Here is a 21,976-nt window from a genome sequence, read left to right on the forward strand (position 1 = left end):
GGATCGCCGAAATGAAAAGGGGGGGCGGGCATCATTTGCCCGCCCCCTTTTTTATAGCGCAATCTCAGGCCGCGCCGACCCAGACCACCCAGCCTGTCAGCCAGGCCGCGACGATGCAGGCGATCAGCCGCCAGACCGGTGCCTTCACCATGCTGGTCGTCCCGGCGGGCATGGCGCGGGCGCCGGTAATCATCGGTGCGATCAGGTTGTCGCGCTTGATGACGCGGTAATAGATGATCGCCGCAAGGTGCAGCACGATCATCGCGAGGATCAGGTAGAACACCGTTTCGTGCAGGTCGGTCACGCGGCTCGCCGCCGTCGAGGAGACGAGGTGATTAAGCGGCCCCGTCGTGCCGTCGTCGGGATCGCCCGCAAAGAGGCCTAGCCCGATTTGCAGTGCCATCAGGCCGAGCAGGACGACGACGCTCCAGCCGCCTGCGGGGTTATGCCCGGCGGTCGGCGTGTCGTTCTGTGAACGCAGATGTCCCAGCACCACCCGCGGCCCGCGCACGAACGAGGAGAATCGCGCCGTCGAACTGCCCACGAAACCCCAGAGCACGCGTATCACCACCAACTGCATCAGGATCGTGCCGATGCTGGTGTGCCAGCCCATCTCGCCGTTTTCGGCCGTCCACCAGAGCGCCGGGATCAACAGGGCGAAGCTCCAGTGGATGATTCGGACGGGCCAGTCCCACAGCGGGGTGCGGACGGTCGCCGCACCCTTGTGTGAACTCACTGCTTCTTCTCGCGGAAGGTGTCGTGGCAGCCCTTGCAGGCTCCGCCGATCTCACCCATCGCCAGTGTCGCGGCCTTGGCGTCCTTGGCGTCGGCCGCAACCTTGAGGTTGCCGGCTGCGGTTGCCAGCTTGTCGGCCGCAGCCTTGAATTCGGCAGGCTTCTGCCAGATCGTGGGCAGGGCCTCGGTCTTCTCGCCCGATTCCTTGCCGCTGCCGTCAGGGAACAGGCCGACGATCTTGCCCGCATCGGTCTGGATCGAGGTTGCCGAGGCGGCGACCGTGGCGAAGTCGGGGCTTGCGGCCTCCAGTGCGGACTTTGCGGCCTTGTTGGCCTTGCCGATCGCCTTGAAATTGGCTTCGCGCGCCTCGATCGTCTCGGAAACGTCCACCGGCTCGCCCGAGGCGTTCGTCGTGGTCGCGGCGGGTTCGGAGCCCTTGCAGCCGGTCATGGCGGCTGCCAGCGCAAATGCGGCTAGGGTTGTCGTCAGGATGGTCTTCGATGCCATGTCGCTGCTCCTGGCAGGTATCTTCCAAAAAGCGGGGAGGCCGTACTTGTTTGCCCGTCGGCCTTGGTCCCAAGCGCTTGATAACCGTTGTTGTTGCCATGCAGCGAATGGTTTTTGATGCTTACCCGAAAACCACCCCGTCCATCAGCTTGCGCGCGGTACGAAGGAGGGCGGCGCTCTTGACGGCGCCGCCCTCGTCCGTGTCGAGGACACAAGACATCTCGCCGGTCGGATGTTCGACCGACAGCGTCTTGCGGCGACCCTCGGGGATCTGGGCGACTTCGGCGGCGGGCGAGCCTTCGATCAGGCAGGCCGTGGCCACCGAGACCGCGCCGAGCACGCCGATCGTGGCGTGGGCGCGGTGGGGAATGAAACTGCGCACGGTCACCGCGCCGCCGTGCTTCGGCGGGGCGACCAGCATCATCTTGGGAACCGACTTGTCCTTGACGTCGCCCAGGTTCATCCGTTCGCCCACGGCAAGGCGGATGGCCTCGATCCTGGCCTTCAATTCGGTATTGGCGTCAAGGCTCTCGCGGTCCTCGTAGCCGGTTACGCCCACGTCCTCGGCTTTCATGACGACGCAGGGCATGCCGTTGTCGATCAGGGTCACGCGCACGCCGTTCACTTCGTCGGCCGCGTTGCCGCTGGGCAGGAGCGAGCCGCAGGAAGAACCGGCGGTGTCGCGGAATTCCAGCGGGATCGGGGCATGGGTGCCGGGAACGCCGTCGATCGCGGCCTCGCCCTTGTAGGAGACCATACCGCCGGGCGTCTGCACGGTGGCGACGGCGACCTGCCCGGTATTCTCCATGAAGATGGCTACGGCGGTTTCGTCACCCCGGGCCTCGATCAGCCCGCGCTCGATGGCGAAAGGGCCGATCCCGGCGAGGATGTTGCCGCAGTTCTGCTGGTCGCTGACGAGCGCCTGATCGACGAAGACCTGAAGGAACAGGTAGTCGACGTCGATGCCCTCGCGCGTGGATTTGCTGACGACGGCCACCTTGCTGGTCAGCGGATCGGCGCCGCCCATGCCGTCGATCTGGCGCGGATCGGGGGAGCCCATGATGGAAAGCAGGAACGCGTCGCGGGCCGCGGTGTCTTCGGGAAGGTCGCTCTTGAGGAAATAGCCGCCCTTGGAAGTGCCGCCGCGCATCCACATGCAGCGAACGCCCTGCTCGACCGGCCCGGTTGCACTCATCACGCCATCTCCTTGTCCCGCAGTCGGCTTCCTGCCGGAGCGTGCGGGAAGGGGGAAAGAGAAACTTTGGACGCGCCATAGGATTTGGCTAAGAGTGGCCCCATGGACATCTGGAACTTCAACCTTCGGCATCTGCGTGCAGTCGCCAAGATCGCCGAATTGGGGACGGTCAATGCCGCCGCCCTGGCCGTAAACCTCAGTCAGCCTGCGATAACACAGGCGTTGGGGCGGCTTGAGGCAATGATAGGGCTGCCGCTGTTCGAGCGTCGTCACGATGGCATGATCCCGACCCGGGCCGGAGAAATCCTCGCCCCCCGCATCGGCGCGGCGCTTTCCCATATCCAGAGCCCGCACGTCACCATGTCGCGCCTGCGGGCGCTGCTCGCGCTGGCGGAAACGGGCAGCTATGCCGGGGCCGGACAGGAAACCGGGCTGTCGCTTCCTTCGATCCACCGCGCCGTCAACGATCTGGCGCTGGCGCTGCGGCGGCCGCTGGTGGCGCGGCAGGGCAAGTTCGTGATCACCACCGAGGCCGGCACCCAGCTCGCCCGCGAATTCCGCCTGGCGAAAGTCGAACTGGAGGCCGGTCTTTCCGAGGTCGAGGCGCTGCGCGGGCTGGAAACGCGGCGCATCGCCATTGGCGCCATGCCGCTTTCCCGTGCCCGCATCCTGCCCGCCGCCGTGGCCCGATTCCTGTCGCGGCGGCCCAGGGTGAAGCTCAACATCGTCGAGGGATCGCGCGCCGAGCTGGTCGAACCGCTGCGCAACGGCACGCTCGATCTCATGGTCGGCGCCTTGCGCGATCCGCTGGTGGAGGGCGACCTGATCCAGCATCCGCTTTTCGAGGATCGTCCGGCGGTCTACGGCCGCAAGGGGCATCCGCTGGAAGGTACGAACCCCCGCGCTGCCGATGTCGCCCGCTTTCCCTTCACGCTGCCGCCGCGCGGCACGCCGCTGCGCGACAGTTTCGAGCGTTATTTCGAGGAGCACGGCGTGCCGCTGCCGGAAGTGCCGGTCGAATCGGGATCGGTGATGATGATCCGGCAAGTGATGATGGGCGGTGATTTCCTTACTGTGCTCTCGCCCGATCAGGTGACGGTGGAACTGGAAGCGGGCTGGCTCTGCGAGTTATCGCGGCTTCCGGCCGAATTCACCCGCCATATCGGCATGACGACCCGCGCTTCCCTGCGTCCGACCGAGGTTCAGAGCGAATTTTTCGCCGATCTGGAATGGGCGGCGCGGGAGGTTTCGCGCTGAGCTGCTTTTAGGCAGGGCTTATAGCTTCCGGGTGGTTCCAATTGGCCGCTTTCAGCCAATCGGGGCATGACAGGAGGCATGGACAGATCGATCGCCCTTATCGGGTTTGGAGAAGCCGGATCGACGTTCGCGGGAGCAGGAGATTGGTCGGCGCAGGCTCGTGCCTTCGACATTCTTCCCGCGTGCCGTGACGTCATGGCCGAACTCGGTATCACCGCCTGCGACAGCGCGGCCGAGGCGCTTGCGGGCGCCTCGCTGGTGCTCTCGCTCGTCACCGCAGATGCTGCGCCGCTGGTGGCGGAACAGGTCGCACCGCTCCTGGGCGAGGGCGCCTTGTTCTGCGACATGAACTCGGTCGCGCCGGGCACCAAGCGGGCGGCCGCAAAGGTGATCGCTCAAGGCAAGGGCCGCTATGTCGACGTGGCCGTGCTCGCGCCTGTGAACCCCGCGCGGATGAAGGTGCCGCTGCTGGTGTCCGGCCCCGATGCCGCAGAGGCGGAAAGCGCGCTGACGGCGGTGGGCTTCACCAATGTGCGTGTCGTCGGCGATGCGGTCGGCCGGGCTTCGGCGATCAAGCTGGTGCGCTCGGTCATGGTCAAGGGGCTTGAGGCGCTGACCGCCGAGATGATGATGGCCGCCCATGCCGAAGGCGTGGCGGACGAGGTACTGTCCTCGCTCGACGCCAGCGAGAAGACCATTCCCTGGGCAAGCCGCGCGGACTACAATCTCGACCGTATGCTGGTCCACGGCCGCCGCCGCGCCGCCGAGATGGATGAGGCGGCGGAAATGCTGCGTTCGCTGGGCATCCCGCCGCTCATGACCGAAAACACCGTTGCCTGGCAGCAGGCGCTGGGCGCGCTGGGCTTGGTGCCGCCGCCCGAAGGATTCGAAGCCAAGCTCGCGGCGGCAGTCGCGGCAGGCGTACTCAAGGGAGAGAATTGAGCATGTCGCTCATCATCGACTGTCACGGACATTATACCGTCCTGCCCAAGGCGCATGACGCCTGGCGCGAAGCCCAGATCGCCGCGTTCAAGGCCGGTGAAGCCGCGCCGCCCTACCCGGAAATCTCGGACGCCGAGATCCGCCAGACCATCGAGGACAACCAGCTTCGCCTCATCAAGGAGCGCGGCGCCGACCTTACCGTGTTCAGCCCGCGCGCCAGCGCGATGGCGCACCATGTCGGCGATCAGGCCATGTCCGAGGCATGGGCGGTCCACTGCAACAATCTTATCGCCCGCGTGGTCCACATGTTCCCCGAGACGTTCGTGGGCGTGTGCATGCTGCCGCAGAGCCCCAAGGCGGACCTTTCCGCCTCGGTGAAGGAACTGCGCCGCTGCGTCGAGGAACTGGGCTTCATCGGCTGCAACCTCAACCCCGATCCGGGCGGCGGCCACTTCGAGCATCCGCCGCTGACCGATGAATACTGGTTCCCGATCTACGAGGCGATGAGCGAGCTGGACGTTCCGGCGATGATCCACGTCTCGGGTTCGTGCAACCCGGCGATGCACGCCACCGGCGGCTTCTACATCGCGGCGGACACCGTGGCCTTCATGCAGCTGATGCAGGGCGATCTTTTCGCGAAGTTCCCCAAGCTGCGCTTCATCATCCCGCACGGCGGCGGCGCGGTGCCGTACCACTGGGGCCGTTATCGCGGTCTGGCGGACATGCTGAAGAAGCCTTCGCTTGACGAATACATCATGAACAACGTGTTCTTCGACACTTGCGTCTACCACCAGCCGGGCGTGAACCTGCTGGCCGACGTGATCGACAACAAGAACATCCTGTTCGGCTCCGAAATGGTCGGCGCGGTGCGCGGGATCGACCCGCAGACCGGCTTCTACTTCGACGACACCAAGCGCTATGTCGATGCGCTCGACATCTCCGACGAGGAGCGCCACGCGATCTTCGAAGGCAACGTGCGCAAGGTCTTCCCGCGCCTTGACGCCAAGCTCAAGGAACGTGGCCTGTGACCGACAAGAATCCGACCGACAAGAATCCTTGCGAGAATGCGGGTGGTCCGATCGACATCCACGCCTATCTCGGCGAGTTCGACGATATTCCGGGCACGCGCGTCTACACCGCTAAGCGCGCGCGGCAGGGCTATCACCTGAACCAGTTCGCGATGAGCCTGATGAAGGCGGAAAACCGCGAGCGCTGGAAGGCGGACGAGCGCGCCTATCTCGACGAATGGCCGATGACCGAGGACCAGAAGCAGGGCGTTCTCACCCGCGATTACAACCGCCTGCTCGATCTGGGCGGCAACATCTACTTCCTCGCCAAGGTCTTCTCGACCGATGGCCTGAGCTTCCTTCAGGCCGTCTCGACGATGACCGGCATGAAGCTGGAAGACTATCAGGCGATGATGATCGCCGGGGGCCGCTCGCCCGAGGGCCAGCGCTCCATCAAGGAGCACCGTTGAGATGGCCCGCATTACGCACGGCATCGCCTGCAGCCACATCCCGGCGCTCGGCGTCGCGTCGGACTTCGACAAGTGGGAAGATCCCTACTGGAAGCCGATCCAGGAAGGCTTCGCGCCCACCCAGAAGTGGGAAGCGGAGAACCTGCCGGACGTCGTGATCCTGGTCTACAACGATCACGCTTCGGCCTTCGACATGAAGATCATCCCGACGTTCGCGATCGGCTGCGGCGAAAGCTACAAGCCGGCGGACGAGGGCTGGGGCCCGCGCGCGGTGCCCGACGTGGAAGGCCATCCGGACCTTGCCTGGCACATCGCCCAGAGCCTGATCCTCGACGAATTCGACATGACCATCATCAACGAGATGGACGTCGATCACGGCCTTACCGTTCCGCTGTCGATGATGTTCGGCAAGCCGGAAAAATGGCCGGTGAAGGTGATCCCGCTGGCGGTCAACGTCGTCACCTATCCGCCGCCGTCGGGCAACCGCTGCTGGGCGCTGGGCGAGGCGATCGCGCGCGCCGTCGAAAGCTTCGATGAGGACCTGAACGTGCAGGTCTGGGGCACCGGCGGCATGAGCCACCAGCTTCAGGGTCCGCGCGCGGGCCTCATCAATGCCGAGTGGGACAACATGTTCCTCGACAAGCTGTCGGGCGACACGCAGGAACTGCGGTGCATTCCGCATATCGAATACCTGCGCGAAACCGGCAGCGAAGGCATCGAGATGGTCATGTGGCTGATCATGCGCGGCGCGCTGGGCAAGGAAACCCGCGAACTGCGGCGTTTCTACCATGTGCCTGCCAGCAACACGGCGGTCGGCCACATCGTGCTGGAGCCGGTGAATGGCGACGTGCCGTCCTCGACGACCGTCGAAGGCGCGGCCTCGCAGCATCTCGCAGACTGATTCCGCGTGCCGGTGCTTGACGCCGGCACGCTCCTTCCCTTGATAGAGTTTCCAAGGAGATTTCCATGCGTATTGCCCTCGTAGGCGCGGGTGCTTTCGGTGAAAAGCATCTCGACGGCCTGAAGAACATCGATGGCGTAGAGATCGCCTCGGTCATCAGCCGCTCGGCCGAGCAGGCTGCCGAAGTCGCCGCCAAGTACGGCGCGCTGCACTCCGGCACCGATCTGGCCGAAGCGCTGGCGCTGCCCGACGTCGATGCCGTGATCCTCTGCACCCCCACGCAGATGCACGCGCAGCAGGCTATCGCCTGCATGAACGCGGGCAAGCACGTGCAGGTCGAGATTCCGCTGTCGGACAGCTGGGCCGATGCCGAAGCCGTCGTGGCGAAGCAGAAGGAAACGGGCCTCGTCTGCATGGTCGGCCACACCCGCCGCTTCAATCCTTCGCACCAGTACGTGCACAACAAGATCACCGCGGGCGAATTCAACGTCCAGCAGATGGACGTGCAGACCTACTTCTTCCGCCGCAAGAACATGAACGCCAAGGGCCAGCCGCGCTCGTGGACGGACCACCTGCTGTGGCACCACGCCGCGCACACGATCGACCTGTTCGCCTATCAGTCGGGCAAGATCGTTGCTGCCAACGTGCTGCAGGGGCCTAAGCACCCGGAACTGGGAATCGCCATGGACATGTCGATCCAGCTGAAGGCTGAGACCGGCGCGATCTGCACGCTCTCGCTCTCGTTCAACAACAACGGCCCGCTCGGCACCTTCTTCCGCTACATCGGCGACAGCGAGACCTACATCGCGCGTTACGACGATCTGGTGAACGGCCGTGAAGAGCCGATCGACCTCACCGGCGTCACCGTGTCGAACAACGGCATCGAGCTTCAGGACCGCGAATTCGTCGCCGCCATCCGCGAAGGGCGTGAGCCCAACTCGTCGGTCGGCAAGGTGCTCGATTGCTACCGCGTGATCGGCGAACTGGCGCAGAGCCTCGAAGCGCAGGACGGCTGGTCCTGATCATGGCAAAACGCCTCCTCGCGGGCCGTCCGGTCCACTCCGTCGGTCTCGGCTGCATGAATGTGGCCTGGGCCTACGGCAATCCGCCGTCTCGCGAGGAGGCGGCCCGCCTGTTCCGCCACGCGCTGGACGCGGGCTGCGATCACTTCGACACCGCCAATATCTACGGCATGGGGCTGAGCGAGGAAATCCTCGGCGAAGCGATCATGGACCGGCGCGGCGAGTTCCTGCTGGCCTCCAAGACCGGCATCCTGATCGACGGCGCCCGCCGCGGCATCGACTGCGCGCCGGAGAGCATCACCGCCTCGCTTGACGCCAGCCTGAAGCGGCTGGGCACCGATCACATCGATCTGTTCTACATGCACCGCTTCGATCCCAAGGTGCCGATTGCCGAGTCGGTGGGCGCCATGGTGCGCGCGATCGAGGCGGGCAAGATCGGCGCCTATGGCGTGTCCGAATGGTCCACCGCGCATATCCGTGAGGCACACGCGGTGCATCCGGTGGCGGCGGTGCAGACCGAATATTCGCTCTGGACGCGCAATGTCGAACTGGGCGTGCTGGACGCCACGCGCGAACTCGGGATTGCGCTCGTCGCCTTCTCGCCGGTCGCGCGCGGGGCGCTGGGCGGCGAGCTGGCCGATGTGAACACGCTCACCGAGAAGGACCTGCGCCGCAATTTCCCGCGCTTCGTCGGCGAGAACTGGACGCATAATCTGGCGCTGATCGAGGAATTCAACGCTCTCGCCTCCTCGATCCGCGTCACCCCGGCGCAGCTGGCGCTGGCCTGGGTCCTCGCGCAGGCCGGGCACGTCCATGCCATCCCCGGCACCCGCTCGATTCCCCACTTCGACCAGAATCACGCGGCCGCCGCGCTGGAAATCGACGCGGCCGTTCTGGAGAAGGCGGGCGCGCTGATGAACCAGCAGACCATTGCCGGCCATCGCTACCCGGACATGATCAAGCCGACCATCGATACCGAGGACTACGCCTGACCGGCCGATAGCCCTGACGGAACATAGGCTCTCCGGGACGGTTCTGACGGCATGGACAATGCCGCCCAGACCGACCCGGAAACCGACGACGCCAGCGATCTTTCGCACGACGATCCCGAGCGCCGGCAATCCGACCGCGAGATCGAGGCCGACGAATCCGGCCTGACCGGCCACGAACGCGGCCAGATCAAGGACAACCTGCGGCTTTCGGCGATCACCGTCTTCTCGGTGATCCGGCGCGAGGGCGAGGAGGAACTCCACCGCCCCGCCATGTCGCTCTGGTGGTCCGGCATCGCCGCGGGCATCGGCATTTCCACATCGGTCTTCGCGCAGGGCCTGCTCCACCAGTCTTTCGCGGATCACCCCCAGCGCGAACTCATTTCCGCGTTCGGCTATGCCATGGGCTTCGTGCTGGTGGTGCTCTCACGCCTGCAACTCTTCACGGAGAACACGCTCACGGCCGTGCTGCCGCTGCTGGCAGGGCCGAATGTGGAGCGGCTATGGCGCACGGCAAGGCTCTGGGCGATCGTGCTCGCCGCCAACCTCGTGGGCACTTTCCTGACAGCGCTGTTGATCGACATCTTCGCCGATCCCGCGCATCCCACGCTGGCGGGCATGCTCGATGTCTCTCGCAAGGCCGCGCAGGCCAGCGGCTTGACCGCGCTGCTGGACGGCATTCCCGCGGGCTTCTTCATCGCCGCATTCGTGTGGATGCTGCCCAGTTCCAAGGGCTTCGAGATTTTCGTGGTCGGTCTTTTCGCCTGGCTGATCGCGGCGGGCGGCTTCGCGCATGTCGTGGCGGGATCGACGGAGATGTTCCTCCTCGTCCTTCACGGCGAGATACCGATGCTCGATGCCTTCGCTCTCCATCTGGCGCCCACGCTGGTCGGCAATGTGATCGGCGGCACCGGTCTGTTCGCGCTTCTGGCCTTTGCGCAGATCAAGGCCGAAATCTGACGGATGACCTTGCCCGGCATGCAGGCTAGGACGGCGAGATGAATGGTGCAAAGACGATCACGGTCCGCCGCAATGCTTACGGGACGGACCTGCGCGCGGGAGAACGTTTCGCCATTCCGGTAGAGGCGCCCATCGCCATCGAGACCAACGGCATCGCCTATGCCGTGATGATGGCGACTCCGACCGCCATCGAGGATTTCGTGACCGGCTTCCTGATGGCCGAGGGGCTCGCCGAGGCGGACGAAGTCGGCGAAGTGGCCGTGCACCGGGTGGAGAACGGCGAATGGGGCACCGGCTACGTGGCCCGCGTGAACCTGCCGCCTGAGCGCATCGGCGCGATCGTGGCGCGGGCGCGGCGGCGCGTGGGAGACAGTTCCTGCGGCATCTGCGGCATCGAAGGCGTGGAAGCGGCATTGCGTCCGCTGCCGGTGCTGAAGCGGCCGAGCAGGGCGACGGCAGCGGCGATCCGGCGCGGGCTTGACGGTTTGCAGGCCGGGCAGGCGCTGGGGCGCGAGACACATGCCACCCATGCCGCCGCCTTCTGCGACGAGTCCGGCCGCATGGTGCTGGTGCGCGAGGACGTGGGGCGGCACAATGCACTGGACAAGCTGGTCGGCGCGCTCGCCCGGGCCGGGATGGATCCGGGCGCGGGCTTCATGATCGTCACCTCGCGCTGTTCCTACGAACTGGTGGAGAAGGCCGCGCGCGCCGGTTGCCCGTTGCTCGTCGCGATTTCCGCACCCACCGACCTGGCCGTTCGCCGGGCGCGGGCGGCGGGGCTGAAGCTGTGCTTCGTGGCGCGGGACGATACGATGCTGCTGGTACACGACTGCGACGAGACCGACGAACGTGCCATGCGGCTCGTCGAACCGTAAACCGGCGTCTTCCTGTTTTGCTTGCAGTATTCGCGCGCAATCCTAGATTCGCAGACGACGACTACACTTCTTGAAGGACGGGACTTTCTTCCATGGCCACTACGACCGATCAGGCGACCACAGGCGAGCTGAAGCTGACGCCTCCCGATCCGGTGCCGGTGGTCCAGCCAGAGAAGGCGGCCGGTCTCGTCCCCGTGGGCGACGAGCAGAAGTCCAAGTTGCAGGTCCGCGTCGATGAATTCGTGAACGACCTGGTGTCCCAGGACGTTAACTCGCCCGAATTCGGCCGCCGTGTCGACCAGATTACCAACATGGGCCGCAAGGAGATTTCCGAGGCCGCCGGCCAGTCCAACCGCTTCCTCGATCGTCCGGTGCGGGCGATGGACAAGGACGCCGGCGTCGGCGCCGACCTTGCCGAGCTGCGCCGCACGGTGGAAGACCTCGACCCCTCGACCAAGGGCGACCTGCTCTCGCGCCGCAAGATCTTCGGGATCATCCCGATGGGCAACAAGCTGCGCAACTACTTCGACGGCTATCAGAGCGCGCAGGGCCACATCAGCGCGATCCTCGCCCGCCTGCAGGGGGGCAAGGACGAACTGCTGATGGACAATGCCGGTATCGACGTGGAGCGGCAGAACCTCTGGGCGGCGATGGGCAAGCTCGAACAGATGATCTTCATGTCGAAGGCGCTGGACGAGACCTTGGAGCAGAAGGCCAACGATCTCGACCATACCGACCCTGCCAAGGCCAAGGCGGTGCGCGAATCCGCGCTGTTCTACGTGCGCCAGCGGACGCAGGACCTGCTGACGCAGATGGCGGTTTCGGTGCAGGGCTACCTCGCGCTCGATCTGGTCAAGAAGAACAACGTCGAACTGATCAAGGGCGTGGACCGGGCTTCCACCACCACCGTCGGCGCGCTGCGCACCGCGGTTACCGTGGCGCAGGCGATGGCCAACCAGAAGCTGGTGCTGGACCAGATCACCGCGCTCAACACCACGACCGCGCGGATCATCGACGGCACCGGCCAGATGCTGAAGGACAACACCGCCCGCATCCACGAGCAGGCGGCGAATTCCACGATCCCGCTGGAAACCCTCAGCCGCGCCTTCCAGAACATCTACGACACGATGGATTCGATCGACACCTTCAAGATGCAGGCGCTCGATTCGATGAAGCAGACGGTGCAATCGCTCGAAGGCGAGGTCACGAAGTCCAAGGCCTATATCGCCCGCGCGCAGGGGCAGGCCGAAGGCACCGCGCTGGGTAGCGACAAGGCGGCGAAAGCCATGCTGGAGGCGCTCGACTGACCGCCATGGCCAATCCCGTCACTCCCCGCAATCGCAGTGCCGTGAACCAGGAAATCATCCGCGCCGCCCGCCGCCAGCGCGCGGCGCGGCTTTATAACGCGCGCAAGGAGCGCTGGAACTTCCGCTGGCGCCGCATTCGTCGGGCGTTCCTGGCGCTGTTCGGCATCTTCATCGTGGCGTTGACGGCGGGCCTCATCCTGGGCGGGCTTTCCTTCACGACGACGGTGCTCACCACGCTGCTTGCCTTTGCGGTGTTCATCGTTCTCTCGATCTATCCTTCTTCGCCCCGGCCCCGTGCCGAGCAACTCGGCAGCGCGACATTGCCGGAACTGGCGGGATCGACCGAACTCTGGCTGGAAAGCCGCCGCCGCGCCCTGCCCAATGCCGCGGTGGACGCGGTGGACATGATCGGCGTGCGCCTGGAGCAATTGGCGCCGCAACTCGCCACGCTGGAGGATAGCGGCCCCGCCGCGCGCGAGGTGCGGAAGCTGCTGTCCGAACACCTGCCCTCGCTGGTGGACAGCTATACCCGGATTCCCGCAGAACTGCGGAACAAGCCCCATGCCGGGGGAACCACGCCTTCGCAGCAACTGGTCGAGGGCCTCGATGTCATCGCCGGGCAGATCGAGACGATGAGTCTGGATCTGTCGCGCAACGATCTCGACGCGCTGGCGACGCGCGGACGCTTTCTCGAAACCAAGTATATCGACGCCCGCGACGATGGTTGACCTGCTGACGCGGGCGGGGAGCCTGCCGTTCTCCGTCGCGCTGGCGCTGATGCTGATGTTTGCGCTGCTCCAGATCGTGGGCGCGGGCGACTTTCTGGGCGGTGACGCGGATGTCGATGCCCATGCCGGCGTCCATGCGCATGGCGGGATCGACGCAGGCCTGCTTTCGGTTCTCGGCATCGGCCGCGTGCCGTTCCTGATGTGGTTGATGCTGCTGCTCACCGTATTCGGGCTGGTGGGCATTTCGGCGCAGGAACTGCTGCTCTCGCTGACGGGCCACACCTGGAGTGCATGGCTGGTCGCCCCGGTCGTCGGCCTCGCTTCGCTGCCGGTCAGCGGCATGCTGTCGCGCGGGCTGGGGCGGATCATCCCGCAGGACGAGACGACCGCGATCGACATTTCCGCCCTCGTCGGCCGGGAGGCGGAGATTCTCGTCGGCACGGCAACGCCGGGCAGTCCCGCGCGGGGCCGGGTGGTGGATTTCCATGGGCAGCCCCACAATGTCATGGTCGAGCCCGACGAGCACGGCCAGCGCTTCGTGCAGGGCGAAAAGGTCCTGCTGGTCCGCCGCGATGGCGATGTATTCAAGGGCATCGCCCGGGGCGACCACTATCTTCCGCGCCTTGACTGAATTGAGGATGGGAAACTCCGGATCGGTTCGATTAAAGCACTGAAAATCGAGCAAACCGGCCCGGTTTTTATGGAAGATTTTGCGAATTTCGGATAAGAACTTCCGTGAAATTCAATGCTCGCGCGCCATTTTTCTCGGGCGGGCATCAACGGGAGAATTCTTAACATGCAAGACCTCGTCGGCATCGCGATTCTGGCCGGCATCGCTCTGGTCCTGTTCCTGGCGCTCGGCCTCATGCTGGCGCGGCTCTACAAGCGTGCCTCGAAGGAAATCGGGTTCGTTCGCACGGGCTTCGGCGGTGAAAAGGTCGTGATGAACGGCGGCGCGCTGGTCCTGCCGGTATTCCACGAGACGATGCCGGTGAACATGAACACCGTGCGTCTCGCGGTGGAGCGCAAGAACCAGGATGCGCTCATCACTCTCGATCGACTGCGAATTGACGTGAAGGCGGAATTCTACGTCCGCGTCCGCCCGGATGCGGGCGCCATCGCCATGGCGGCGCAGACGCTTGGCGCGCGGACCATGCATCCCGAGGCGCTGAAGGAACTCGTCGAAGGCAAGTTCGTCGATGCGCTGCGCTCGGTGGCGGCAGGCATGACGATGAACCAGCTTCACGAACAGCGCGCGGATTTCGTGCAGAAGGTGCAGCAGGTCTCCTCGTCCGATCTCGCGATGAACGGGCTGGAACTGGAATCGGTCTCCTTGACCGGCCTCGACCAGACCTCGATCGAACACTTCAACGCAAACAACGCTTTCGATGCCGAGGGTCTGACCAAGCTGACCGAGCAGATCGAACTGCGCAAGAAGGCCCGGAACGACATCGAGCAGGACACCCGCGTCCAGATCGAGACGAAGAACCTCGAAGCGGAGCGCGTTTCGCTTTCGATCCAGCGCGACAACGAGTTCGCAAAGCTGGAGCAGGAGCGCGAGATCGAGATGCGCCGCGCGGAACAGGCCGCGGAAGTGGCGCGCGAACAGGCGCTGCGCAGCCGTGAGGCGGAAGAAGCCCGGATCATCGCCAAGCAGCAGGTCGATTCCCAGCAGATCGAATCGGACCGCACCATCCAGCAGGCCAAGATCGCGCAGGCGCAGGCCGTCGAACTGGCGCGGCAGGGCCAGCAGATCGCGATCCAGAACAAGAGCCGCGAGGAAAGCCAGGCCAAGGCGGAGGCCGATGAGGCGCGCGCCAAGGCGGTCGCCGCAGAGGAACAGGTCGTCACCAGCCGTGAAACCGAGGTGGCGGAGCGCGTCAAGCGTATCGAACTGATCGAGGCCAGCAAGGAAGCCGAGCGGCAGGCGATCTCCATCAAGGTAGAGGCCGAGGCGGAGCGCGAGGCGGCTGCCAACCGGGCGGAAGCCTTCCGGCTGGCCGCCGAAGGTGAGGCCGAAGCGGAAAAGCTCCGCGCCGAAGCGTCGCGCGTGCGCTTCGAGGTCGAGGCGGCCGGTCAGCGTGCCGTCAACGAGGCGGCGAACCTCCTTTCGTCCGACCAGATCTCGCTCCAGATGAAGCTGGCGCTGCTCAAGGTACTGCCGGAAATCGTGCGCGAATCCGTGCGGCCGCTGGAGGCTATCGATTCGATCAAGATCGTGCAGGTTGACGGGCTGACCCAGAAGGGCGGCGCGGGAGCTTCCCCGGCTGCGGCAGGTGGTTCGGGCAATCTGGCCAACGACGCGGTCAGCGCGGCGCTGGCCTATCGGGCACAGGCGCCGGTGATCGACGGGCTGATGAAGGAACTGGGGCTCGACGGTGCTTCGCTTGCGAATCTGGTGCAGGGCGCGGTGCAGGCGCCCGCTTCGGTTCCGATCGTAGCCGCCGCAAATGATGCCAGGGGCGCGCCGCTCGGCGAAGCCGAATGAGGTGATCGGGCGGCTGGAATGGTTTGCCTGACAGAATAAAGGGACGCCGGACCGCCTGGCGTCCCTTATCGCCGTGGCGGCACGGCCCGCCCTGCCTTCCGGAGAAAGGCCATGTTAGGCCATCCCGCGAACGCCGGACGAACCGGTGGAACGGGAGATATGCGTCATGGCCGGGCCATTCCACAAGATCCTGCTGTTCATGAAGCGTCGGCCCGATCTGACGGTCGAGCAGTTCCGCGCTTATTACGAGACGCGTCATGCGCCGCTGGCGGAACGCTATTCGCGCGGGGTCAGTCGCTACATCCGGCGTTATGTCGATCCGCAAGTCCATCCCGAAACCGGCGCCTTCCTTGATGGGCCGGACGTCATTACCGAACTCTGGTTCGAGGACGAGGCGATCTATCGCGCCACGCTCGGCTATATCACCACCAGCCTGATGCCGGATGAGATCGTTGCCGATGAGCGCAATCTGTTCGACCGCGCCTCTTTTCGGATCGCGACGGTGGTGGAATACGAAAGCGCATCGACGGGGTGAAAGCCGCGGGCAATCACCCCGGCGGGGGGATCAGATTCCCAGCCGCCCCATGATTCCGCCATCCACCTTGATGTCGCACCCGCTGACGTAGCTTGCCGCCGGAGAGCAGAGGAATTCCGCGACCGAGGCGATTTCGTCGCCCACGCCGAGGCGGCCGAGCGGGGTCATTCCCATCATCCGCACCATCTGTTCGCTGGCCTTGGCTTCGGCGCGGCTCATTTCGGTATCGATGAAGCCCGGCGCGATCGAGACGATCCGCACGCCGCGTGCACCGTAGGCTGCAGCTTCGCGTCCGACGAGGCCGATCACTGCGCGCTTGGAAAGCGTGTAGCCCATGCCGGGATTGGTTGCGTGCCCGTCCACCCCTTCGCGGCCCTTGCCGGCGACGAGGTCCTGCACAGCCGATACCATGGCGGGGTCGCCCAGCAGATAAGCCGACATCGACGAGATCAGCACCGCGCATCCGCCCGCTTCGAAGCGGGGCAGGAGGGCGGCGACAAGCCTTTCGGTGGCGAAATAGTTCACTTCGAGAATGCGCGGCGCTTCTGCCATGGTGGGCGAGAGCCCGGCGGTGTGAACGAGCGCGAACAGCGGGGCGTCGCCCAATGCGTCCAGCAGCTGCTGCGGGAACTCCGCTGCGGAAATGTCCCCGGCGAGGGTCGAGACTTCGGTGCCGCCCGCGCGAAGTTCCGATGCGAGCGCGGCAAGGCGTTCGGCGTTCACATCGCACAGGAGCAGGGAATAGCCCTGCGCGGCGAAACGGGTTGCGGCCGGGCGGCCCATGCCTCCGGCGGCACCAGTGATGATGACGGTTGCGCTCATGACCTCTCCTTTTCGCGCCGTTCCTTCGGCATCGGGCGAAGTGGTAACGGGCGCCGGGAGGTCTAGCCAGCGCCTGAGGCACTCATCGCCCCGGGGAATAAGATACAGTGTCGCTCATACTTCTTGCATTGAACCGCATCCCGTCGTTTCATCCGCGCCTATGGGCCGCGGGCAAGACGGCAGCGATCTGGGAGTGCGCGGATGCAGATGAATGGCGAGCAGAGGGTCGCAGCACCGCGCCGAAAGGTTTGGGAGGCGCTGAACGATCCGGCAGTGCTCGCACAGTGCATTCCCGGCTGCCAGAGCCTCGAACGCGATGGCGAAGACCGTTTCGTCGCGGCGGCCGAAGTGAAGATCGGGCCGATCGGTGCGCGGTTCAAAGGGCAGGTGCAGCTTTCCGATCTCGATGCGCCCAACGGCTACAGGATCACGGGAACGGGTAACGGCGGGATCGCCGGAAGCGCCAAAGGCGGCGCGAACGTCCGGCTGAGCGACACCGGCGATGGCGGTACGCTGGTTGTGTATGAGGTGGAGGCGGAAGTGGGCGGGCGCATGGCGCAGCTTGGCGGTCCGATCATCGACGCCACGGCAAGAAACCTTGCGGGGAAGTTCTTTTCGAAGTTCGGCGATGTGGTCACGGGGGGCGCTCCGGCGCCGGTTGCTGCGGGGGAGCAGGCAACCGGCGCCGGACAGGCAGAGCCTGAGGCAGCCGCAGCGGCAGCGGCACCTGCCGCCTTCAGGCCCGTCGTTACCGATGCGGCGGCTGGTCGCGGCACCATCTGGGGCTGGATCGCCGCACTGGTGCTGGCACTGCTCGCCGGCTTCACGCTGGGCGCGCGCGGCCTCCATGCGGAGATGCTGGTGGTGCTCATGCTGCTCGTGGTGACTGCGGCAGCGGCTTTCGAGGCCGGGCGACGCGGAAACGTTGGAGGTGCGCGCCGATGAAGCCTGCTCCCTTCGACTATGCCCGGCCATCCAGCGTGGCCGAGGCTTGCCGCATACTTTCCGAGGCCGGCGGCGGCGCAACCGTGATCGCGGGCGGGCAAACGCTGATGCCGCTGCTCAATCTCAGGATGAGCCAGCCCTTCATCCTGGTGGACATCAACCGCATTCCCGAACTCACCGGCGTGTCCCACGTCACGGGCGGCATCCGCGTCGGGCCGATGACAAGGCAGGCCGATGCCCTGGCCGATGCCACGCTGGCGCGCCATCTGCCGGCGATGGTGACGGCGCTTGGCCATGTCGGGCATTACCAGACGCGGAACCGGGGAACGGTGGGTGGTTCGGTGGCGCTGGGCGAGCCTGCAGCCGAAATGCCGGCCACGGCGGTGGCGCTCGGCGCGACGCTGGAGATCGCCTCGGTGCGCGGCAGTCGAACGGTTGCCGCCACGGACTTCTACATAGGCCCTTACATGACTGTGCTGGAGAGTGACGAACTGCTGACCGGCATCGTCTATCCCGACTGGCCCGAGGGCCACCTCGTGCTGTTTCGCGAAGTGGCGCAGCGACCGGGCGATTTCGCGCTGGTCGGCATGGTGGGCTGCGTGGTTCTGGATGGCGGCGTCGTTTCCCGGGCCGGGCTGGCCTGGTTCGGCATGGGCCCGACCCCGATCCGAATGCGCGGGGCAGAAGCCGCGCTGATCGGCAGGAGCCTTTCCGAGATCGATCCCGGCGCCGTGGCGGAACTGGCCGTGGCCGACGCCGCACCGTTCGACGATCACCACGCCAGCGCCGAATACCGCCGGACCGTGGGCCGCAGGATCTTCGCGCGGACGCTTCGTGAAACACTCGACCTGAGGGATGCGGCATGAGCGAGCCTCAAAGCGAATGGCGGATCGAATTCGCCGTCAACGGCCAGCATCGCAGCGCCACCGTCGAGCCGCGCACGAGCCTTGGCGATTATCTGCGGCTGGAGGCGGGCTGCACCGGTGTCCACCTCGGCTGCGAGCACGGGGTTTGCGGTGCCTGCACGGTGCTGGTGGACGGCAGGGCGGTACGATCGTGCCTGATGCTGGCGGTCCAGGCCGATGGGGCGGAGGTGACCACGGTGGAGGGCCTTGCCGCGCCTGACGGCACTTTCCACCCGGTCCAGCAGGCGATGCGCGATGCGCACGGGCTCCAGTGCGGCTTCTGCACGCCCGGCGTGCTGATGACCTTTGCCGCGCTGACGGCGGGAGAGGCCGCCGCGGGCGAGCAGGAGATGATCGAGGCGATGTCGGGCCATATCTGCCGCTGCACCGGATATCAGGGCATACGCCGCGCGGCCAAGGCACTGGCCCAATCCGTCTCCGGCGCGGGAGAGGCGGCATGAACGCAGAACCCTCGGGCATTGGCGCTGCGCGCTGGATCGGGAAGCGGGTTCCGCGCAAGGAAGACGCGCGCCTGCTGACGGGGCGCGGCCAGTTCACGGATGATGTGGTGCTGCCCGGCATGCTTCACGTCGCGTTCGTGCGCAGTCCGGTGGCGCGCGGCAGGCTGGTTTCGATCGATGGCGCCGCAGCGGTGCAGATGCCGGGCGTCCACGCGGTGCTGACCGCCGCCGACCTGGCGCTGCGGCCGATCACGATGATGAGCTTCTTCTTCACGCCCTCGGAAGTGCCGGTCGCTCCATTGGCGGATACGCTGGTGCAATACGTGGGCGAGCCGGTGGCGATGGTCATGGCCGAGACCCGCGCCCAGGCGGAAGATGCCGCTTCGCTCGTCGAGGTCGAGATCGAGGAACTCGAACCGGTTGTCACCCTTGCCCAGGCGAAGGCGGCAGCGCCGATCCATCCGGGCACCGAGAGCAATGTCGCGGCGGAGATCGGCGACGAGGAGCTTGACGAGGAGCTGGAAGCGGCGCTTTCGGGCGCGGCGCTGCGGGTTAGCCAGAAGGTCGTCCACCAGCGCATCTCGCAGTCGCCGATGGAAAACCGCGCGATCCTGGCGAGCCGGGACGGACCCGAGGAGCTCAACCTCTGGATCACCTGCCAGAGCCCGCACAACATCGCGCGCTGGGTCAGCCTGGCGCTTGGCCTGCCGGATGCCGCGATCCGGGTGATCGCCAAGGACGTGGGCGGCTCCTTCGGGCTCAAGAACACACCGTGGAAGGAGGAATGCGCAGTCATCTGCGCGGCCATGCTGCTGGGGCGTCCTCTCAAATGGACCGAGGATCGCTACGAGGCGCTTACCGCGTCGAGCCAGTGCCGGGAAGCGGAGATGAGCCTCCAGGCCGGGTTTGACGGCGAGGGGCGGCTGATCGCCAGCCACGGCATCTATGATTGCAACAACGGCGCTTATCCTCAGGGGGCGGACAGCAATATCGCCGTCCATATGTTCGTCTGGGCGGCCTACAGGATGCCCGCCTACGCTTTTGTCTCACGCGGGTGGTACAGCAATACCAACGGGCTGGCGGCTTATCGCGGGCCGTGGGCGATGGAATCGCTCATTCGTGAAACCTTGCTGGACAAGGCGGCGAGGAAGCTCGGCATCGATCCGATCGAACTGCGCCGCCGCAATCTCGTCTATCTTTCCGATCAGCCGGCGGTGTCGAGCATGGGCATCCCGCTGGAGGATATCACGCCCGGCGAATGTCTGGAAAAGCTCGTTGCGCATTTCGACGTGGCCGCGTTCCGCCGCGAACAGGCGAAGGCGCGGGGGGAGGGGCGCTATCTCGGCCTCGGCGTTGCCGCCTATATCGAGCCGACCGGCTCGGCGGGCAGTATGGTGACGATGACCGGGGAACTGGCGCAAGTGCGGATCGAGCCGACCGGCAAGGTAGCCGCCCTGATGTCCACCCATTCCCAGGGCCACGGCACCGCCACGACCATGGCGCAATGCATCGCCGACCGGCTCGGCGTGGCTTACGACGACGTGACCGTGTTCGAGGGGGACAGTTCGCGCGGCGGCTTCGGCCCCGGCGCGGCGGGTAGCCGTCAGGGGGTGATCGGTGGGGGCGCGGCGATCCGTGCATCGGAACTGCTGGCGGACAAGGTAAAGGTTCTGGCAGCCCACTTGTACAACGCCTCAATCGACACCGTGACCATCGAGGACGGCATGGTCCACATCGCCGGCGCCCCGGAAATGTCGCGATCGCTGGGTGAGATCGCGAACATCGCCTATGGCGAACCGCACCGTCTGCCACCCGGTTTCGAGGCCGGGCTGGAAGCGCAGTTCCGTTACCAGCCCCCGCCGATGACCTTCACCAGCGCGGCGCATGCCTGCGTGGTGGAAGTCGATGCGGAAACCGGCTTCGTGAAGATCTTGCGCTGGATATCGAGCGAGGATTGCGGGACCGTCATAAACCCCGGCGTCGTCGAGGGGCAGATATCCGGAGGGCTGGCGCAGGCGATCGGCATGGTCCTGCTGGAAGAGATGCCATACGATGCGCGCGGCAATCCCCAGGCGGCGACGTTCAAGGACTATCTCCTCCCGTCGATCAGCGACGTGCCGGTGTTCGAGTTCGTCCATGCCAATACCCCGTCGCAGACGATCGGCGGCATGCGCGGCGTAGGTGAAGGCGGTGCCATCATCGGCCCGCCGACGCTGGTGAACGCCATCGCCGATGCGCTCAGCCCCTTTGGCGAGATCGAGGACCTGGTGCTTCCGCTCACGCCTGCCCGCATCCTCGACGTGATCGAGCAACGCGATGTTTCAGGCGTGCGCAAAGATGGAGGGCAGTCGGGTATGGTGTCGGGAGAAGCCCCGGCGCCAGTGCCGGCGATGGAGCCCGTCATTCAGGCCGAGCCGGCCTCGGTTCCCGAACCCGAGGCGCCGCCCGCCGGGCTCGACGGTGACTGGAACATGGTGCTCAAGACCCCGATGGGGCCTCAGGCGATGGTCGTCACCTTCCGTACCGAGGGCGCAGCCGTTTCGGGCCGCTTCACCAGCCCGGAAGGCACGCAGGACTTCGAGGGTGGCACCGTCGATGAAAACCGCGTTCGTTTCGACCTCAAGGTCGAGAAGCCGATGAAGATCACCCTGAAATACGACCTGACCGTGACCGGCAACACCATCGCAGGAAAGTGCAAGATGGGCATGTTCGGCTCGGCCAAGGTGACGGGCGAGCGGGCCGGCTGAAGCAGGCTCTTTCCGAGCTGGTGGGATTAACAACAGCATTGCGCCCAAGTCGGTCGCGCCAGGGCCGATTGAACCCGCCGGAGAGCCGACCGTCCGCTTCCCCGTGCAGGCATGATCGATGAGCAGCTGAGAAAGGTGATGAGCGGACCTTCCAACGTGGAGCGAGCTATGTCGGGAC

General features: G+C 65.7%; 22 protein-coding genes. 18 read left to right on the top strand and 4 right to left on the bottom strand.

From position 1 onward, the window contains the following. Positions 1–64 precede the first annotated feature (64 nt). The 3 genes from ACLIMP_RS06760 to ACLIMP_RS06770 form a co-directional block, all read right to left on the bottom strand. Positions 65–736, bottom strand: a complete 672-nt coding sequence (locus ACLIMP_RS06760; protein ID WP_324698336.1) for a cytochrome b/b6 domain-containing protein — start codon at positions 734–736, stop codon at positions 65–67. Further along, the gene (locus ACLIMP_RS06765; protein ID WP_207906124.1) at positions 733–1,242 is read right to left on the bottom strand and encodes a c-type cytochrome; all 510 of its coding nucleotides are present in this window, start codon (positions 1,240–1,242) and stop codon (positions 733–735) included. Before ACLIMP_RS06765 ends, ACLIMP_RS06760 begins: the two co-directional genes overlap by 4 nt. 121 nt (positions 1,243–1,363) lie before the next feature. Further along, positions 1,364–2,437 carry a 4-oxalomesaconate tautomerase gene (locus ACLIMP_RS06770; protein WP_054440045.1) on the bottom strand — a complete coding sequence of 358 codons (1,074 nt, stop codon included), beginning with the start codon at positions 2,435–2,437 and terminating at the stop codon, positions 1,364–1,366. A 102-nt stretch (positions 2,438–2,539) separates the two neighbouring features. Here ACLIMP_RS06770 and ACLIMP_RS06775 point away from each other — a divergent pair, with 102 nt between their 5' ends. The 14 genes from ACLIMP_RS06775 to ACLIMP_RS06840 all read left to right on the top strand — a co-directional run bounded on the left by ACLIMP_RS06775 (position 2,540) and on the right by ACLIMP_RS06840 (position 15,918). Then, positions 2,540–3,694 (top strand): LysR family transcriptional regulator, encoded by a 1,155-nt coding sequence (locus ACLIMP_RS06775; protein ID WP_054440047.1) that lies wholly within the window; start codon positions 2,540–2,542, stop codon positions 3,692–3,694. 78 nt (positions 3,695–3,772) lie between these two features. Then, the gene (locus tag ACLIMP_RS06780; RefSeq protein WP_324698339.1) at positions 3,773–4,636 is read left to right on the top strand and encodes an NAD(P)-dependent oxidoreductase; all 864 of its coding nucleotides are present in this window, start codon (positions 3,773–3,775) and stop codon (positions 4,634–4,636) included. Positions 4,637–4,638: 2 nt separating this feature from the next. Next, on the top strand, positions 4,639–5,664 hold the full coding sequence (locus ACLIMP_RS06785; protein WP_054440050.1) for an amidohydrolase family protein: 1,026 nt from the start codon (positions 4,639–4,641) through the stop codon (positions 5,662–5,664). Beyond that, the gene (ligA, locus tag ACLIMP_RS06790; RefSeq protein ID WP_324698341.1) at positions 5,661–6,113 is read left to right on the top strand and encodes a protocatechuate 4,5-dioxygenase subunit alpha; all 453 of its coding nucleotides are present in this window, start codon (positions 5,661–5,663) and stop codon (positions 6,111–6,113) included. Before ACLIMP_RS06785 ends, ligA begins: the two co-directional genes overlap by 4 nt. Position 6,114: 1 nt before the next feature. Next, positions 6,115–7,014 carry a class III extradiol dioxygenase subunit beta gene (locus ACLIMP_RS06795; RefSeq protein ID WP_324698343.1) on the top strand — a complete coding sequence of 300 codons (900 nt, stop codon included), beginning with the start codon at positions 6,115–6,117 and terminating at the stop codon, positions 7,012–7,014. Positions 7,015–7,079: 65 nt separating this feature from the next. Next, a complete protein-coding gene (locus ACLIMP_RS06800; protein WP_324698345.1) occupies positions 7,080–8,036 on the top strand; it encodes a Gfo/Idh/MocA family oxidoreductase in 957 nt (318 codons plus the stop codon). Between the two features lie 2 nt (positions 8,037–8,038). After that, entirely contained in the window at positions 8,039–9,028 is a 990-nt protein-coding gene (locus ACLIMP_RS06805; RefSeq protein ID WP_324698347.1) for an aldo/keto reductase, read from the top strand. Positions 9,029–9,079: 51 nt separating this feature from the next. Then, positions 9,080–9,985 (top strand): formate/nitrite transporter family protein, encoded by a 906-nt coding sequence (locus tag ACLIMP_RS06810; protein ID WP_054440056.1) that lies wholly within the window; start codon positions 9,080–9,082, stop codon positions 9,983–9,985. A 38-nt stretch (positions 9,986–10,023) separates the two neighbouring features. Then, on the top strand, positions 10,024–10,860 hold the full coding sequence (gene fdhD / locus ACLIMP_RS06815; protein ID WP_324698349.1) for a formate dehydrogenase accessory sulfurtransferase FdhD: 837 nt from the start codon (positions 10,024–10,026) through the stop codon (positions 10,858–10,860). Between the two features lie 92 nt (positions 10,861–10,952). Further along, positions 10,953–12,167, top strand: coding sequence for a toxic anion resistance protein (locus ACLIMP_RS06820; protein ID WP_054440060.1), 1,215 nt, complete (start codon positions 10,953–10,955; stop codon positions 12,165–12,167). Positions 12,168–12,172: 5 nt separating this feature from the next. Next, positions 12,173–12,895 carry a hypothetical protein gene (locus tag ACLIMP_RS06825; RefSeq protein WP_054440062.1) on the top strand — a complete coding sequence of 241 codons (723 nt, stop codon included), beginning with the start codon at positions 12,173–12,175 and terminating at the stop codon, positions 12,893–12,895. After that, positions 12,888–13,526: a YqiJ family protein gene (locus tag ACLIMP_RS06830; protein WP_324698352.1), complete on the top strand. Its 639-nt coding sequence runs from the start codon at positions 12,888–12,890 to the stop codon at positions 13,524–13,526. The genes ACLIMP_RS06825 and ACLIMP_RS06830 overlap by 8 nt, the downstream gene beginning before the upstream one ends. A 165-nt stretch (positions 13,527–13,691) precedes the next feature. Further along, entirely contained in the window at positions 13,692–15,383 is a 1,692-nt protein-coding gene (locus ACLIMP_RS06835) for a flotillin family protein (protein WP_054440066.1), read from the top strand. A gap of 166 nt (positions 15,384–15,549) precedes the next feature. After that, positions 15,550–15,918, top strand: a complete 369-nt coding sequence (locus tag ACLIMP_RS06840) for an EthD domain-containing protein (protein ID WP_324698355.1) — start codon at positions 15,550–15,552, stop codon at positions 15,916–15,918. Between the two features lie 30 nt (positions 15,919–15,948). Here the strand turns inward: ACLIMP_RS06840 and ACLIMP_RS06845 are convergent, their stop codons facing one another. After that, a complete protein-coding gene (locus ACLIMP_RS06845; protein ID WP_324698357.1) occupies positions 15,949–16,740 on the bottom strand; it encodes an SDR family NAD(P)-dependent oxidoreductase in 792 nt (263 codons plus the stop codon). Positions 16,741–16,941: 201 nt separating this feature from the next. Between ACLIMP_RS06845 and ACLIMP_RS06850 the strand changes: the two genes are divergently transcribed. Genes ACLIMP_RS06850 through ACLIMP_RS06865 form a run of 4 tightly spaced genes read left to right on the top strand, consistent with a single transcriptional unit; the run spans position 16,942 to position 21,798 of the window. Continuing rightward, positions 16,942–17,685, top strand: a complete 744-nt coding sequence (locus ACLIMP_RS06850; RefSeq protein WP_132469489.1) for an SRPBCC family protein — start codon at positions 16,942–16,944, stop codon at positions 17,683–17,685. Then, positions 17,682–18,551, top strand: a complete 870-nt coding sequence (locus ACLIMP_RS06855; RefSeq protein ID WP_324698360.1) for an FAD binding domain-containing protein — start codon at positions 17,682–17,684, stop codon at positions 18,549–18,551. Before ACLIMP_RS06850 ends, ACLIMP_RS06855 begins: the two co-directional genes overlap by 4 nt. Further along, positions 18,548–19,051, top strand: coding sequence for a (2Fe-2S)-binding protein (locus ACLIMP_RS06860; protein ID WP_324698362.1), 504 nt, complete (start codon positions 18,548–18,550; stop codon positions 19,049–19,051). Before ACLIMP_RS06855 ends, ACLIMP_RS06860 begins: the two co-directional genes overlap by 4 nt. After that, positions 19,048–21,798, top strand: coding sequence for a xanthine dehydrogenase family protein molybdopterin-binding subunit (locus ACLIMP_RS06865; protein ID WP_324698364.1), 2,751 nt, complete (start codon positions 19,048–19,050; stop codon positions 21,796–21,798). Before ACLIMP_RS06860 ends, ACLIMP_RS06865 begins: the two co-directional genes overlap by 4 nt. Positions 21,799–21,976 lie beyond the last annotated feature (178 nt).

Origin of the sequence: Novosphingobium aeonii (genome assembly GCF_052279045.1) — a bacterium.
In the GTDB taxonomy this organism is placed as follows: Bacteria; Pseudomonadota; Alphaproteobacteria; order Sphingomonadales; family Sphingomonadaceae; genus Novosphingobium.